Source organism: Caballeronia sp. (assembly GCF_049581465.1).
Classification (GTDB): Bacteria; Pseudomonadota; Gammaproteobacteria; order Burkholderiales; family Burkholderiaceae; genus Caballeronia.
Genome location: NZ_JBAUSA010000517.1, coordinates 1 through 15332, shown reverse-complemented (window position 1 = coordinate 15332; position 15332 = coordinate 1). Strand labels below are relative to the sequence as shown.

Genomic DNA, 15332 nt, shown 5'->3' with positions numbered 1-15332 from the left:
TCGCCATGGGGGTGTTGTTCCTGGGCGGCGTGAACGGCAAGCTGTTCGGCGGCCTGGTTGCCACGGCAGTCGGTACGTTCGCTGTGCTCGTGTGGGCGTCTCCATGGCGTCGCGAACGGATCTTCGCTTACCTCGATCCGTGGGACGACCGTTATGCACAAGGCAAGGCGTACCAACTGACGCACTCGTTGATCGCGTTTGGCCGCGGAGAATGGTTCGGCGTCGGCCTGGGCGGCAGTGTCGAGAAGCTCAACTACCTGCCCGAAGCGCACACCGACTTCATCCTCGCCGTGATCGGCGAGGAACTTGGCTTTGTCGGCGTACTCATCGTGATCCTGCTGTTCTACTGGATCGTGCGGCGTTCGTTTGAAATCGGCCGCCAGGCGCTCGCGCTCGATCGCACGTTCGCTGGCTTGATGGCGAAGGGCGTCGGCATCTGGTTCGGCACGCAGACCTTCATCAACATGGGCGTGAACCTCGGCCTGTTGCCGACCAAAGGTCTGACGTTGCCACTGGTCAGCTACGGCGGGTCGGGCATCTTGCTCAATTGCGTTGCGCTCGCCGTGCTCATGCGCGTCGATTATGAAAACCGTGTGCTGATGCGTGGAGGCAAGGTATGAACGCATCGACGCCGACAACTGCGGGCACGCTGATGGTGATGGCCGGTGGCACCGGAGGACACGTGTTCCCGGGGCTCGCGGTCGCCCACTGGATGCAGGCGCGCGGCTGGCGTGTGGTGTGGCTCGGCAACGCGGCGGGCATGGAAGCAACGCTGGTTCCGAAGCACGGCATTCCCATGGAATATGTCCGCTTCGGCGGCGTGCGTGGCAAGGGTATCCAGACGAAGCTGATGTTGCCGGTGAACCTGCTGCGCGCATGTACGCAGAGCTTGAAAGTACTGCGCCGCGTGAAGCCGGACGTGGTGCTCGGCATGGGCGGGTACATTACGTTTCCGGCAGGGTTGATGTCGAGACTGGCGGGCTGTCCGCTCGTGCTGCACGAACAGAATTCGATCGCCGGGTTGGCTAACAGGGTCCTCGCGCATATCGCCAAGCGTGTGCTCGTCGCCTTCCCGAATGCGCTGCCCGGTGCCGAATGGACAGGAAATCCAATTCGTGCGGAACTCGCGCAAGCATTGCCACCCAAAGAGCGCTACGCCGCGCGCACGTCGCGGCTCAACGTTCTCGTCGTCGGGGGAAGTCTGGGCGCTGCCGCACTGAACCAAACCGTGCCGAAGGCGCTCGCGCTGCTCGATCCGACCGTGCGTCCGCGCATCGTGCATCAGGCGGGCGCGAAGCATATCGACGCATTGAAAGCGAACTACGCCGCGGCGGGTTTTCAAGCGGGCGACGACTTGCAACTGGTGCCGTTTATCGACGACATGGCGAGCGCCTATGCCAACGCCGATCTCGTGATCTGTCGTTCGGGCGCGATGACGGTGTCCGAGATTGCGGCTGTTGGCGTGGCGGCGCTGTTCGTGCCGTTCCCCTTCGCCGTCGATGACCACCAGACCACCAACGCCGCATTTTTAGCGAAGCAGGGCGCCGCCCACGTGATACAGCAGCGCGAGTTGTCGGCGGACAAGCTCGCCGGCTGGCTACGCGAACAAACGCGCGATTCGCTGGCCGATATGGCAGAAAAGGCCCGTGCGCTGGCAAAGCCAGACGCGGCAGAACGCGTTGCCCGAGCCTGTGCTGACGCAGCCGGCTTGAGCGCGTTTGAACACGCGCCGAAGGAAATCTAGGCCATGAAACATATCGTCAAACATATCCACTTCGTCGGGATTGGCGGCGCGGGCATGAGTGGCATTGCAGAGGTGTTGCTCAATCTCGGCTATCACGTGAGCGGCTCGGATCTTTCGAGCGGCAGCGTAACGGATCGCCTGATCACACTGGGCGCGAAGGTCGAGATCGGGCATCGCGCAGAGAATATCGACGGGGCGAACGCCGTGGTCGTGTCGACCGCCGTGCGCTCCGATAACCCCGAAGTGCTGGCCGCGCGGCATCGGCGGATTCCGATCGTCCCGCGCGCCGTGATGCTCGCGGAATTGATGCGGCTGAAGCAGGGCATTGCGATCGCCGGCACGCACGGCAAGACCACGACCACGTCGCTGGTCGCGAGCGTGCTAGCGGCCGGTGGGCTTGATCCGACCTTCGTGATAGGCGGCAGGCTGATCAGCGCAGGCGCGAACGCGCGGCTCGGCACGGGCGATTTCATCGTGGCAGAAGCCGACGAGTCCGACGCGTCGTTCCTGAACCTGTTCCCGGTGATCGAAGTCATTACGAACATCGACGCCGATCATATGGACACCTACGGCCACGACTTCGCGCGGCTGAAACAGGCGTTCATCGAGTTCACGCATCGGCTGCCGTTTTACGGCATTGCTGTGCTGTGCGTGGACGATCCGAACGTACGGGAAATCCTGCCGTTCGTATCGAAGCCGATCATCCGCTATGGCCTGGGTGCCGAAGCGCAAGTGCGTGCGGTGAACGTAGAAGCGCATGACGGCAAGATGCACTTCACGACGCTGCGCGAAGACGCGCCGCCGCTCGATATCGTGTTGAACCTGCCGGGCACGCACAACGTCCAGAACGCGCTGGCTGCCATCGCGATCGCGACTGAACTCGAAGTCGCCGATGCCGATATCCAGAGGGCCTTGCAGGAATTCAACGGCGTCGGCCGGCGCTTCCAGCGCTATGGCGAAGTGCCGGCGAACAACGGCGACGGTACGTACACACTGATCGACGACTACGGCCATCACCCGGTCGAAATGGCTGCGACGGTCGCAGCCGCGCGCGGCGCATTTCCGGGGCGGCGCCTCGTGCTTGCGTTCCAGCCGCATCGCTACACGCGTACGCGCGATTGCTTCGAAGATTTCGTGAGGGTGCTGTCCACCGTCGACGCGCTCGTGCTCACCGAAGTCTACGCAGCCGGCGAAGCGTCGATCGTTGCCGCCGATGGCCGTGCGCTGGCTCGCGCGATTCGCGTGGTCGGCAAAGTGGAACCGGTGTTCGTCGAAACCGTGGATGAGATGCCGGATGCGATCGCCGGACTGGCTCGTAGCGGCGACGTAGTGATCACGATGGGCGCCGGCTCGATCGGCGGTGTGTGCGGAAAATTGACGCGGGAAGAAAAGGGTTTCAAATGACGAGTACTACGATCGATCCTAAGATCTTCGGCAAGGTCGCTGTCTTGCTTGGCGGCGAGACGTCGGAGCGCGCGGTATCGCTCAATTCGGGGCGCCTCGTGCTGCAGGGATTGCGCGAAGCCGGTATCGACGCGTATCCCTTCGACCCCGCTGAACGGGACCTGGCCGACCTGAAGGCGGAAGGTTATGCGCGCGCGTTTATCGCGTTGCATGGCGGCTATGGCGAGAACGGCCAGTTGCAGGGCGCGCTGGATTTCTACGGCATCAAATACACGGGCAGCGGTGTACTGGGTTCGGCACTGGGTCTCGACAAATTTCGCACGAAGCTCGTGTGGCAGCAAACGGGCGTGCCCACGCCGCCGTTCGAAGTCGTGCTGCGTGGCGACGACTACGACGCGCGCGCTCAAGGCATCGTCGCGAAGCTGGGTCTGCCGCTGTTCGTCAAACCCGCAAGCGAAGGTTCGAGCGTCGCGGTGATCAAGGTGAAGAGCGCCGACATGCTGGTGCCGGCGCTGGTCGAAGCGGCGAAGTTCGACAAGATCGTGCTGGTGGAGAAGAGCATTGAAGGCGGCGGCGAGTACACCTGCTGCATCGCGGGCGAACTGGATCTGCCGATCATCAAGATCGTTCCGGCCGGCGAGTTCTACGACTACAACGCGAAGTACATCGCCGACGATACGCAATACCCCATTCCCTGCGGCCTTACGGCCGCCGAAGAAACGCGCATGAAGCAACTCTCGCGCCGCGCCTTCGACATGCTCGGCTGCACCGACTGGGGTCGCGCCGATTTCATGCTGGACGCCGATGGCAACCCGTACTTCCTCGAAGTGAATACCGCGCCGGGCATGACGGATCACTCGCTGCCGCCGAAAGCGGCGCGCGCGGTCGGGATCAGTTACCGGGATCTCGTGGTGCACGTGTTGTCGATGACGCTGGACGACTGATAAGCCATGTGGAACAACGCCCGCCAAATGAATCTCACGGCCAACGCACTGCACGTACTGCTCGTGTTCGTGCTGCTGGCCGCTGCCGGCTACTGGGCGATCCAGCGGCCGGAGTTCCGTTTGCGCAAGATCGAGATCGACGGCGATACGCAGCACATCAATTCGCCGACCGTGCGTGCAAGTGTCGTCGGTCACTTGAAGGGCAACTTCTTCACGGTCGATCTCGACGCGGCACGCAGCGCGTTCGAGCAAATGCCGTGGGTTCGTCACGCCAGTGTCAGACGCGTGTGGCCGAATGCGCTCGCGGTATCGCTGGAAGAGTACAAGCCGCTCGGCACGTGGGGATCGGATCAGCTCGTGAGCGTGGACGGCGATTTGTTCACCGCGAACCAGGGCGAACTCGACGACGACCTGCCCGCGTTCGAAGGACCGGACGGATCGGCGAAAGAAGTGGTCGCACGGTATCGGGATTTCACGAAGTGGTTTGCGCCGCTCAATGCGCATCCGGACGAAGTAACGCTGTCGCCGCGATACGCGTGGACGGTGAAGCTGTCCAACGGCACGCAGATCGAGTTGGGACGCGAGCGCAACAAGGACACGTTATTCGATCGCAGCCGACGATTTGTGGCGGCGTGGTCGTCGGTGACGGGGCGGTGGGGAAATGACATTGAGTACGCGGATTTGCGTTATCCGAACGGCTTCGCGATCAAGGCCGCAAACATGCGCTTCATCAGCGACACCGACAAAGCGAAGCAGTAAGCAGACATCACAGGCAATGAGCACGCTATGAGCAAAGACTATAAAGACTTGCTGGTCGCCCTCGACATCGGGACGTCGAAGGTAGTGGCTATCGTCGCCGAGTTAAAGGGCGAGGGCCACTACGAGGTGATCGGGCTCGGCCAGAGCGATTCGAAGGGACTGAAGAAGGGTGTGGTGGTGAACATTGAAGCCACCGTCCAGTCGATCCAGCGCGCGCTCGAAGAAGCCGAACTGATGGCCGATTGCAAGATCACGAATGTGTTCACCGGCATCGCCGGAAGCCACATTCGCAGCTTCAATTCGAGCGGAATGGTAGCTATCAAGGACAAGGAAGTCACGCAGACGGACGTAGCGCGCGTGATCGAAACGGCCAAGGCGATCAACATTCCGACCGATCAGCAAGTGCTCCACATCCTGACGCAGGAATTCATCATCGACGGCCAGGAAGACGTGCGCGAGCCGATCGGCATGAGCGGGATCCGGCTGGAAGTGAAGGTGCATATCGTGACGGGTGCGGTGAGCGCGGCGCAGAACATCGTGAAATGCGTGCGTCGTTGCGGGCTCGAAGTGAATGACCTGATCCTTCAACCGCTGGCTTCGTCGCTGGCTGTGTTGACGGAAGACGAAAAGGAATTGGGCGTGGTGCTCGTCGATATTGGCGGCGGCACGACGGATATCGCCATCTTCAGCGAAGGCGCGATACGTCATACGGCGGTGATTCCTATCGCTGGCGACCAGATCACGAGCGACGTCGCGATGGCTTTGCGCACACCGACGCCCGATGCGGAAGATATCAAGGTGAGCTACGGGATCGCAAAGCAGGCGCTTGCAGACCCCGACGAAATGATCGAAGTGCCGGGACTCGGCGAGCGCGGTCCGCGCACGTTGTCGCGGCAAGCGCTGGCGGCTGTTGTCGAACCGCGCGTGGAAGAACTTTTTTCGCTGGTGCAGCAGGTCGTGCGCGAGTCGGGCTACGAAGAGTTGCTTAGTAGTGGCGTCGTGCTGACCGGCGGAGCTTCGATGATGCCCGGCATGGTCGAGCTCGGCGAGGACATCTTCTTGAAGCCAGTGCGCATCGGTGTGCCGGAATACGCGGGCGGCCTGGCGGATGTCGTTCGCAACCCGCGCTATTCGACCGCGATGGGCTTGCTGGTCGAAGGCCGTTCGCAACGCATGCGTGGCCGGAAGGTCGCGGTGCAGTCCGGATCGATGGGACAGGTTTTAACGCGCATGAAAGACTGGTTTTTAGGCAATTTTTAAATGTACTCAATTCGCGTTGGTGCCGGCGGCTGGCGCGCGGCAGGGGGTTGCCCGATCTCCTTCCGATTAACGCCGATTTTTATTCTTGACGGAGGCAACATGGATTTCCAAATGCTGGAAACGGAAACCAACGGAACGATCATCAAGGTCGTGGGCGTTGGCGGTGCAGGCGGTAACGCGGTGCAGCACATGATCAACCGCGGCGTGCAAGGCGTGGACTTCATCGTGATGAATACGGATGCGCAGGCGCTCGCGCGTTCGCGTGCCAATTCGGTGATCCAGTTGGGCAGTACAGGTCTGGGCGCAGGTGCGAAGCCGGACATGGGCAAGGCCGCGGCGGAAGATGCGCGTGAGCGTATCGCCGATGCCTTGCGCGGCGCGCACATGGTGTTCATCACCGCGGGCATGGGTGGCGGCACGGGTACGGGCGCGGCTCCGGTCGTAGCTCAGATCGCGAAGGAAATGGGTATCTTGACCGTTGGCGTGGTGAGCAAGCCGTTCGAGTTCGAAGGTGGCCGCCGCATGCGCGTGGCCGAAGCGGGCTCGCAACAACTGGAAGATCACGTCGACTCGCTGATCGTCGTCCTGAACGACAAGCTGTTCGAGGTAATGGGCGACGACGCCGAGATGGACAAGTGCTTCCAGTGCGCTGACGACGTCTTGAACAACGCTGTGGCCGGCATCGCGGAAATCATCAACGTCGACGGGCTGGTCAACGTCGACTTCGAAGACGTGAAGACGGTGATGGGTGAGCAAGGCAAGGCAATGATGGGCACGGCGACGGTCGCGGGTGTTGATCGCGCGCGCCTGGCTGCTGAGCAGGCCGTGGCAAGTCCGCTGCTGGAAGGCGTGGATCTGTCGGGTGCGCGTGGCGTGCTGGTGAACATTACGTCGAGCCGTTCGCTGCGTCTGTCGGAAACGCGCGAAGTGATGAACACGATCAAGTCGTACGCAGCAGAAGACGCAACCGTCATCTTCGGCGCGGTCTATGACGACGCCATGGGCGACGCACTGCGCGTAACCGTTGTGGCAACGGGCCTCGGCCGCGCGGCGAAGAAGCAACAAGCCGCACCGATGACCCTGCTGCGTACGGGCACGGACAATGCGCCGGTGGCTCATCATTCGCAGCACAGCTATGCGCCGCAGCAGTCGCACGGCACGGATTATGGTTCGCTCGATACACCGGCCGTGTGGCGCAACTCGCGGGAAACGGCGGCTTCGCACGTGCAGGCGTTGCAGGAAAAGGGCGTCGATACGTACGACATCCCGGCGTTCTTGCGTAAGCAGGCGGATTAAAAGTGTTTGCCGAGGCGCGCTGCCTGGCGCCGGCAAACACCGGGTCCTACGCGAGGCCTTCAGGCCGCGTCTGTTAGACGCTGGACTGTGGCCGATTGCCCGCCGCGATTTGCGCGCATCATCGGCTATATTGAGATGAACGCGAGGCGGTGCTGTACATGAAGTAATGATTTAATCGCTGGCATTGATTAACTGACACAGTGAAAGGCCGACCATGATCAAGACAGGCGAAACGCTTCCCGACGAACGGCTCTTCGAATTTATCGACGTGGCGACCGAGGGTTGCGCCGTGGGCCCGAGCGGGTTCTCGGCGCGTGAGCGCACGGCAGGCAAGCGCGTGGTGATCTTCGGATTGCCGGGTGCTTTCACGCCGACCTGTTCCGCTAAGCACGTACCGGGGTTTATCGAACACGCGGAGAAGTTTGCCGCTGCGGGTATCGATGAAATCTGGTGTGTCTCCGTCAACGACGCGTTCGTGATGAGCGCGTGGGGACGCGATCTTCAAACCTCGGGCAAGGTGAAGATGATTGCAGACGGCAGCGCGCGGTTTACTCGAGCACTCGGCCTCGAGCAGGACTTGTCGGAGCGTGGCATGGGAATCCGATCCCAGCGTTACGCGATGGTGGTCGACAACAGCGTGGTCAAGACGCTGAATGTCGAAGCACCGGGCAAGTTTGAAGTGAGCAGCGCTGAAAGCATGCTGGCGGCGTTGGGGTGATACGGGTTGCGCAGGTGCACCGGCGTTGTGTTGCATACGTACGACACACAAAGCGCCATCGTAACCAACCGCAACAAAGCAGTAACTCGGTGCCGATGTCCGGAAATGCCTCCATTCCGGTCATCGGCCTGGCCCTAGTGGGTAAATCGCTTGGCTCGGCAGTTACGCTAGTAATGCAGCGAAACAAGTTGAGTCCTTGTCGGTCAGGACGACGTAAAGCGATTGGAGTATACTCCGGGCTATCGAATACAATTCACGATTGATTCTCTTAATAGAGAGAGCAAATCGAAGCGAAAAAACCATGTTGAAGCAGCGCACAATTAAAAGCATCGTCAAAACCGTCGGGATCGGCTTGCATTCGGGTCGCAAGGTGGAATTGACGCTTCGTCCGGCTCCGGCCAATACCGGAATCGTCTTCGCTCGTATCGACCTGGCTGTACCGGTCGATATTCCTGCGTCGGCGTTGTCTATCGGCGACACGCGGCTCGCGTCGGTGTTGCAGAAGGACGGTGCACGTGTATCGACCATCGAACATTTGATGTCGGCGTGTGCGGGATTGGGTATCGACAATATGTATGTCGATGTCACCGCTGAGGAAATCCCGATTATGGACGGGAGTGCTGCTTCATTCGTGTTTCTGATTCAATCGGCGGGCATTGAAGAACAGAACGCCGCCAAGAAATTCATCAAGGTCAAGAAGCCGGTTGAAATCCGCGACGGCGATAAATTCGCTCGTCTCGATCCATATTTCGGTTTCAAACTGAAGTTCACCATTGATTTCCGTCACCCTGCCGTCGATAAAACCGGTCAGGCGCTCGAAGTGGATTTCGCGCATACCTCGTATGTACGGGATATCGCGCGGGCGCGTACGTTTGGCTTTGCGCATGAAGTAGAAATGATGCGCGAACTCGGACTGGCGCGTGGCGGCAGCATGGATAACGCCATCGTGCTGGACGAATATCGAATTTTGAATAATGACGGATTGCGTTACGAAGACGAGTTTGTAAAGCACAAGATGCTGGACGCGATCGGCGACTTATATGTCGTCGGTCATCCGCTACTCGCGTCCTACGCCGCCTATAAGGGCGGTCACGCAATGAATAATATGCTGCTGCGTGAGTTGCTGAAGCACGAAGACGCTTATGAAATCGTTACGTTTGAAGACAAGCAGGCCGCGCCGCGCGGTTTTGCGTTCGATACGCAAACGGCATTTGCCTGATTAAAGAATCAGCTTGAAACAGATGAGCGGTCGCTTCCAGCGCCGCTCATTTTTTTTGCGCTTTCGCCTGATGGCGTGCCGCCATTTTCGCGAGCGCTTCTTGTAGTGGTGAAGGCTCAAGCGTCTCGGCAAGCGTTTGCAGCGCATCCGCACCGGCTGCCGACATGCGGGCCTGTTTCGGGGCCACAGTCTCTTTCATGGCTTGTGGACGAACCCGGATTTTCAGGGCATCGACGAGCCAGCCGCGCTGCTGCAAGTCGGCCAGCAGACGTGGTTCGATATGTCTAAGGCGGGCGGCGAGCGCGTTATGCCCGGCGAAAAGTACGAGCACTCCGTCCTTGATAAACCCCGGTTCCACGTTCGATCCCAGATAATCCGGCAATAACTCAGCCAAATCGCGTTGCAGCGCCGTGACTTGCTCAACGCCCGCGCGCAATGCAAGAAATGCGTCACTGCGGCCCAGCAATTCGACGAGTGGCTGCGGCTTGCGCGGATCGTAGCGTGCCGGGGGCCTTGAATTTGGCGGAAATCGGCTCATTTTTGGGGTAGTCGTGCTGGCGAGGATGCAACGATTGTAACGCTGCACCCGCGACATCACGCGACGAAGCGGCCGCTCACAACGCGATTTGGCAAACCTTGCGCGGCAGCGTCGCGCCAATGTGTGGCAAACGAGACGTGTACAGGCTCTGGCGGGGGCGCGTGCTAAAATCCACGATTCGATTTCCCCATGGACCTAAGCCGCCGAGGTTCCCCGTACTCGGGCGCATCTAGCCATGCCCCCAGCCGATTACCGCGACGCAGACACTGATCCGATGACCACCGGTTTCCTCCAAAAGTTTTTTGGCAGTCGCAACCAGCGGCTAGTCAAGCAATACCAAAAGACCGTTGCGGCGATCAATGCTTTCGAGCCGACGATCGAGCAGTACACGGACAAGCAACTGCGCGCCAAGACTGACGAATTCAGGCAACGCGTGGCGAGCGGCGAATCGCTCGATAAATTGCTGCCCGAAGCGTTCGCGGTGTGTCGCGAGGCCAGCAAGCGCGTGCTGAAAATGCGCCATTTCGACGTCCAGTTGATTGGCGGCATGGTGCTGCACTACGGCAAGATTGCGGAAATGCGTACGGGCGAGGGCAAGACGCTCGTCGCGACGCTTGCCGCGTACTTGAACGCGCTGTCGGGCCGTGGCGTGCACGTGGTGACGGTCAACGATTACCTCGCGCAGCGCGACGCCGAATGGATGGGCAAGCTCTACAACTTCCTCGGGTTGTCGTGGGGCATCAACCTGTCGCAGATGGAGCACGCGCAGAAGCAGGAAGCCTACGCCGCGGACATCACGTACGGCACGAACAACGAGTTCGGCTTCGACTATCTGCGCGACAACATGGTCTACGAGACCCACGCGCGCGTGCAGCGTCCGCTGAATTTCGCGGTGGTCGACGAAGTGGACTCGATTCTTATCGACGAAGCGCGTACGCCGCTCATCATTTCCGGTCAGGCCGAAGATCACACCGAACTCTACGTGCGCATGAATGCACTGCCGCCTCTGCTTGAACAGCAGATTGGCGAAGAGAAGGCGGACGGTACGGGCGTCGAGAAAGTGGGCGACTACACGCTCGACGAAAAAGCGCGTCAGGTTTTCCTCACCGAGCAAGGCCACGAAAAGGCCGAACGTCTCTTGGCCGAATGGGGTCTGATCGGTGAAGGCGAGAGTCTGTACGCGCCGCAGAACATTACGCTGATGCATCACGTGTACGCGGCGTTGCGCGCGCACACGCTGTTTTTCCGCGACCAGCATTACGTGGTGCAGGGTAACGAAGTCGTGATCGTCGACGAATTCACGGGCCGGATGATGACGGGCCGCCGCTGGTCGGACGGCTTGCATCAGGCCGTGGAAGCGAAGGAGCACGTCAAGATCCAGAACGAGAACCAGACGCTCGCGTCGATCACGTTCCAGAACTTCTTCCGGATGTACTCCAAGCTGTCCGGCATGACCGGTACGGCGGATACGGAAGCGTACGAATTCAACGAGATCTACGGTCTGGAAACCGTCGTGATTCCGACGAACCGGCCGCCCAAACGTATTGACAAGCAGGATCAGATCTACAAGACGGCGAAGGAACGCTACGACGCCGTCACGCGCGACATTCGCGAATGCGTCGAGCGCGGGCAGCCGGTGCTGGTCGGGACGACTTCGATCGAAGCGTCGGAGTTGTTGTCCACGCTGCTGACGCAAGCGGGTCTCAAGCACGAAGTCCTGAACGCGAAGCAGCACGCACGCGAAGCGGCGATCGTGGCGGAAGCCGGGCGGCCAAGCGCGGTCACCATCGCGACGAACATGGCCGGCCGAGGCACGGACATCGTGCTGGGCGGCAATGTGGAGAAGCAGTCGTCGTTCATCGTCGCGGACGAATCGCTGTCGGAAGACGAAAAACAGCGCCGCATCAAGCATCTGGAAGACGAGTGGCAAGCGCTGCATGATCGCGTGAAGGCGTCGGGCGGGCTGCATATTATCGGGACGGAACGACACGAGTCGCGCCGTATCGACAACCAGTTGCGCGGTCGCGCAGGGCGCCAGGGCGATCCGGGTTCGTCGCGTTTCTATCTGTCGCTGGACGATCCGCTTTTGCGTATTTTCGCCGGCGACCGAGTGCGTTCGATCATGGATCGCCTGAAGATGCCGGAAGGCGAGGCGATCGAGGCGGGTATCGTCACGCGTTCGATCGAATCGGCGCAACGGAAGGTGGAAGCGCGCAACTTCGATATTCGCAAGCAATTGCTCGAATACGACGACGTGTCGAACGATCAGCGCAAGGTGATCTATCAGCAGCGCAACGAGTTGCTGGAAGCGACCGATGTCGCCGAAACGATCAACGCAATGCGCCAGAGCGTGATCACCGAAGTCACGCGCACGTTCGTGCCGGCGGGAAGTATTGAAGAGCAGTGGAACGCACCGGAACTCGAAGAGGCGCTGCGCAACGACTGGTCGCTGGACCTGGCGGTCCAGGAGATGATCAACGAGTCGAATTCCATCGACCCGGACGAGATTCTCGAAGCCGTGGTTGCCGCCGCCGATGAAACCTACGAGGCGAAGGTATCGCTGGTCGGCCGTGAGTCGTTCAGCGCATTCGAGCGCTCGATCATGTTGCAGACGCTCGACAGTCGTTGGCGCGAACATCTGGCGGCACTGGATCACCTGCGTCAGGGCATTCATCTGCGCGGTTATGCGCAGAAGAACCCGAAGCAGGAATACAAACGCGAGGCGTTCGAGCTTTTCGCCGCGATGCTCGATTCGGTGAAGCAGGAAGTCACGCGCGTGGTCATGAACGTGCAGATCCAGTCGCCGGAACAACTGGAAGAAGCCGCCGAGCAGTACGAGGAAAGGGGCAGTCACCTGGAGAATGTCTCATTCCAGCACGCGGATTTCGAGGCTGCCGCACCTGCCGCGCTCGCCGCCGACGCCGCCACGCAAATGATCACGCAAGCCATGAGTTACGGGGACGACACCACGGTTGCGACCCGGGTTGCCACGGACGAAGTGCCGAAGGTCGGCCGCAACGATCCATGCCCGTGCGGCAGTGGCAAGAAGTACAAAAACTGTCACGGCAAGCTCGCATAATCAGTGAGTTTCACGTGTTGCAGAGCATTGAAGACGAACCGACGCAGCGATGCGTCGTTTGTCTTTTAGCAGAGCAAGTTTCCCCGGCGCCGGCTTGAACGTGCCTGGCAATAGCAGGCCGCGCTTCACTTATTCTTCGTACCGGCGCGCGAACAGCGCGCCGGTACGCGCCACTTTCAGCGAGTCGCGAACATGGCCGTCAATTTTCCCTCCATCGATCCCGCCAATCTTTATCCTGTTGCGGGCGTCACGCTCGGCTGGGCCGAGGCGAACATCCGAAAACCGAACCGCAAGGACGTGCTGGTCGTGCAGATCGAGGAAGGCGCGACGGTCGGCGGCGTGTTCACGCTGAATCGGTTCTGCGCGGCACCGGTGACAGTGTGTAAAGAGCATCTGGATGGCGTTCGCGCAGGTGGGAAGGGGATTCGTGCGCTGGTCGTGAATACGGGCAACGCGAATGCGGGCACCGGCGAGCCGGGCATGGCGCACGCGCGGGAAACATGCGTGGCGCTCGCGGCGCTTCTGGATCTGGAAGCCGGGCAAATCTTGCCGTTTTCCACCGGCGTCATTCTTGAACCGCTGCCTGTCGAGCGCCTGAAGGCGGGCTTGCCCGCTGCGCTCGCCAACCAGAAGCCCGCTCACTGGTTCGATGCCGCGCAAACCATCATGACCACCGATACGCTGCCGAAAGCGGCATCGCGTCAGGTCCAGATCGATGGCCACACGGTCACGTTGTCCGGTATCAGCAAGGGCGCCGGCATGATCCGGCCGAACATGGCGACCATGCTCGGCTTTCTCGCATGTGACGCGGCCGTGTCGCAACCTGTGCTCGATACGCTGATCAAGTACGTCGCGGATCGTTCGTTCAACTGCATCACCATCGACGGCGATACGTCCACGAACGATTCGTTCATCGTGATCGCGTCGGGAAAATCGACGCTGCCGGTAATTACCTCAACCGATTCGGCTGCCTACACGGCGTTGCGCGATGCCGTGACGCTGGTTGCGCAGGAGCTGGCGCAATTGATCGTGCGCGATGGCGAGGGCGCGACGAAGTTCATGACGGTGACGGTTGAAGGCGGCACGAGCGAAGCTGAATGCCGCCTGATTGCCTACGCGATCGGCCACTCGCCGCTGGTGAAAACCGCGTTCTACGCATCGGATCCCAATCTTGGCCGGATTCTCGCCGCGATCGGTTATGCGGGCGTGACGGACCTCGATGTCAACAAGATCGACCTGTATCTCGACGACGTGCTCGTCGCGAAGAACGGCGGACGGAACCCGGATTATCGTGAAGAAGACGGCCAGCGCGTGATGAAGAAAAGCGAGATCGCGATTCGCGTCATGCTGGGTCGCGGCAACGCAGAAGCCACCATCTGGACGTGCGACCTGTCGCACGACTACGTAACCATCAACGCTGACTATCGTTCGTAAGCTCATGGACAAACTTGAACAATTCCTGACGCGCGCTGAGAGCGTGCTTGCGCGGATCGAAGGGATGCTGCCGCCGGCGGCGCCTGAAATCGACTGGAACGGCGCGATGGCGTTTCGCTGGCGCAAGCGTCAGGGGCGCGGATTCCTGCAGCCCGTGCCGAACTTGTCGCCGCTTTCGCTCGACGATCTGCAAAACATCGATCGTCAGAAAGAGCTGATCGAGCAGAACACACGGCAGTTCGTGCATAAGGCGCCGGCGAATAACGTGCTGCTGACGGGCGCGCGCGGGACGGGGAAGTCGTCGCTGATCAAGGCGTGTCTGAACGCCTACGCTTCCCAGGGCCTGCGCCTGATCGAAGTCGACAAAGACGATCTGCACGATCTCGGCGATATCGTCGACATGATCTCGATGCGGCCCGAGCGGTTCATCGTCTTCTGCGACGACCTCTCGTTCGAAGAGGGCGAGTCCGGCTACAAGGCGCTGAAAGTGGCGCTCGACGGTTCGATCGCCGCGCAGTCGGACAATGTGCTGATCTACGCGACATCGAATCGACGTCATTTGTTGCCCGAATACATGAGCGACAACGAAACCTACAAGCACATGTCCGATGGCGAGATCCATCCGGGCGAAGTCGTCGAGGAAAAGATTTCACTGTCCGAGCGATTTGGCTTGTGGGTGAGTTTCTATCCGTTCAAACAGGACGAATACCTGTCGATCGTCGGTCACTGGCTGCAGTATTTCGGTTGTCAGGACGAAGAAATTGCAGGCGCACGCGGCGATGCGCTCGTCTGGGCGCTGGAGCGAGGATCGCGCTCGGGGCGCGTGGCGTGGCAATTCGCGCGCGACTGGTCGGGACGCAAGGCATGACCGTCACTCCCGCGATGGCGCCCGATGGACGCCCGGTGACGGACGTCGCCGTCGGTGTGCTGATGCAAC

The 15332-nt window shown here is 60.6% G+C and carries 13 protein-coding genes; 12 read left to right on the top strand and 1 reads right to left on the bottom strand.

Annotation, left to right across the window (positions count from 1 at the left end):
- The 9 genes from WCA53_RS12685 to lpxC form a co-directional block, all read left to right on the top strand.
- The coding region (locus WCA53_RS12685; RefSeq protein WP_423910262.1) for an FtsW/RodA/SpoVE family cell cycle protein at nucleotides 1-620 on the top strand (620 nt) is incomplete at its 5' end.
- Nucleotides 617-1744, top strand: a complete 1128-nt coding sequence (gene murG / locus WCA53_RS12680) for an undecaprenyldiphospho-muramoylpentapeptide beta-N-acetylglucosaminyltransferase (RefSeq protein WP_423910257.1) — start codon at nucleotides 617-619, stop codon at nucleotides 1742-1744. The genes WCA53_RS12685 and murG, both read left to right, overlap by 4 nt.
- A gap of 3 nt (nucleotides 1745-1747) precedes the next feature.
- Nucleotides 1748-3148: a UDP-N-acetylmuramate--L-alanine ligase gene (gene murC / locus WCA53_RS12675; RefSeq protein WP_423910253.1), complete on the top strand. Its 1401-nt coding sequence runs from the start codon at nucleotides 1748-1750 to the stop codon at nucleotides 3146-3148.
- On the top strand, nucleotides 3145-4092 hold the full coding sequence (locus WCA53_RS12670; protein ID WP_423910250.1) for a D-alanine--D-alanine ligase: 948 nt from the start codon (nucleotides 3145-3147) through the stop codon (nucleotides 4090-4092). Before murC ends, WCA53_RS12670 begins: the two co-directional genes overlap by 4 nt.
- 6 nt (nucleotides 4093-4098) lie before the next feature.
- Nucleotides 4099-4851, top strand: coding sequence for a cell division protein FtsQ/DivIB (locus WCA53_RS12665; protein ID WP_423910247.1), 753 nt, complete (start codon nucleotides 4099-4101; stop codon nucleotides 4849-4851).
- A 27-nt stretch (nucleotides 4852-4878) separates the two neighbouring features.
- Nucleotides 4879-6111, top strand: a complete 1233-nt coding sequence (gene ftsA / locus WCA53_RS12660; RefSeq protein ID WP_423910244.1) for a cell division protein FtsA — start codon at nucleotides 4879-4881, stop codon at nucleotides 6109-6111.
- A 99-nt stretch (nucleotides 6112-6210) separates the two neighbouring features.
- Nucleotides 6211-7407: a cell division protein FtsZ gene (gene ftsZ, locus WCA53_RS12655; RefSeq protein ID WP_423910239.1), complete on the top strand. Its 1197-nt coding sequence runs from the start codon at nucleotides 6211-6213 to the stop codon at nucleotides 7405-7407.
- Nucleotides 7408-7621: 214 nt separating this feature from the next.
- A complete protein-coding gene (locus WCA53_RS12650; protein WP_423910234.1) occupies nucleotides 7622-8125 on the top strand; it encodes a peroxiredoxin in 504 nt (167 codons plus the stop codon).
- A 301-nt stretch (nucleotides 8126-8426) separates the two neighbouring features.
- Nucleotides 8427-9344: a UDP-3-O-acyl-N-acetylglucosamine deacetylase gene (gene lpxC, locus WCA53_RS12645; RefSeq protein WP_423910231.1), complete on the top strand. Its 918-nt coding sequence runs from the start codon at nucleotides 8427-8429 to the stop codon at nucleotides 9342-9344.
- Nucleotides 9345-9390: 46 nt separating this feature from the next.
- Here the strand turns inward: lpxC and WCA53_RS12640 are convergent, their stop codons facing one another.
- Nucleotides 9391-9882 carry a DciA family protein gene (locus WCA53_RS12640; RefSeq protein WP_423910228.1) on the bottom strand — a complete coding sequence of 164 codons (492 nt, stop codon included), beginning with the start codon at nucleotides 9880-9882 and terminating at the stop codon, nucleotides 9391-9393.
- Nucleotides 9883-10156: 274 nt separating this feature from the next.
- Here WCA53_RS12640 and secA point away from each other — a divergent pair, with 274 nt between their 5' ends.
- From secA to WCA53_RS12625, 3 genes are all read left to right on the top strand, one after another.
- A complete protein-coding gene (gene secA, locus WCA53_RS12635) occupies nucleotides 10157-12961 on the top strand; it encodes a preprotein translocase subunit SecA (protein WP_423910267.1) in 2805 nt (934 codons plus the stop codon).
- 192 nt (nucleotides 12962-13153) lie between these two features.
- Nucleotides 13154-14395 (top strand): bifunctional glutamate N-acetyltransferase/amino-acid acetyltransferase ArgJ, encoded by a 1242-nt coding sequence (gene argJ / locus WCA53_RS12630; RefSeq protein ID WP_423910225.1) that lies wholly within the window; start codon nucleotides 13154-13156, stop codon nucleotides 14393-14395.
- Between the two features lie 4 nt (nucleotides 14396-14399).
- Nucleotides 14400-15263, top strand: a complete 864-nt coding sequence (locus WCA53_RS12625; RefSeq protein WP_423910222.1) for an ATP-binding protein — start codon at nucleotides 14400-14402, stop codon at nucleotides 15261-15263.
- Nucleotides 15264-15332: the final 69 nt, after the last annotated feature.

Excerpts from the sequence above, each read along its gene's own strand:
- lpxC (WP_423910231.1), top strand. The coding sequence starts at position 8,427 with ATGTTGAAGCAGCGCACAATTAAAAGCATCGTCAAAACCGTCGGGATC.
- argJ (WP_423910225.1), top strand. The coding sequence starts at position 13,154 with ATGGCCGTCAATTTTCCCTCCATCGATCCCGCCAATCTTTATCCTGTT.
- ftsA (WP_423910244.1), top strand. The coding sequence starts at position 4,879 with ATGAGCAAAGACTATAAAGACTTGCTGGTCGCCCTCGACATCGGGACG.
- WCA53_RS12670 (WP_423910250.1), top strand. The coding sequence starts at position 3,145 with ATGACGAGTACTACGATCGATCCTAAGATCTTCGGCAAGGTCGCTGTC.
- murC (WP_423910253.1), top strand. The coding sequence starts at position 1,748 with ATGAAACATATCGTCAAACATATCCACTTCGTCGGGATTGGCGGCGCG.
- secA (WP_423910267.1), top strand. The coding sequence starts at position 10,157 with ATGACCACCGGTTTCCTCCAAAAGTTTTTTGGCAGTCGCAACCAGCGG.
- murG (WP_423910257.1), top strand. The coding sequence starts at position 617 with ATGAACGCATCGACGCCGACAACTGCGGGCACGCTGATGGTGATGGCC.
- WCA53_RS12640 (WP_423910228.1), bottom strand. The coding sequence starts at position 9,882 with ATGAGCCGATTTCCGCCAAATTCAAGGCCCCCGGCACGCTACGATCCG.
- ftsZ (WP_423910239.1), top strand. The coding sequence starts at position 6,211 with ATGGATTTCCAAATGCTGGAAACGGAAACCAACGGAACGATCATCAAG.
- WCA53_RS12625 (WP_423910222.1), top strand. The coding sequence starts at position 14,400 with ATGGACAAACTTGAACAATTCCTGACGCGCGCTGAGAGCGTGCTTGCG.
- WCA53_RS12665 (WP_423910247.1), top strand. The coding sequence starts at position 4,099 with ATGTGGAACAACGCCCGCCAAATGAATCTCACGGCCAACGCACTGCAC.
- WCA53_RS12650 (WP_423910234.1), top strand. The coding sequence starts at position 7,622 with ATGATCAAGACAGGCGAAACGCTTCCCGACGAACGGCTCTTCGAATTT.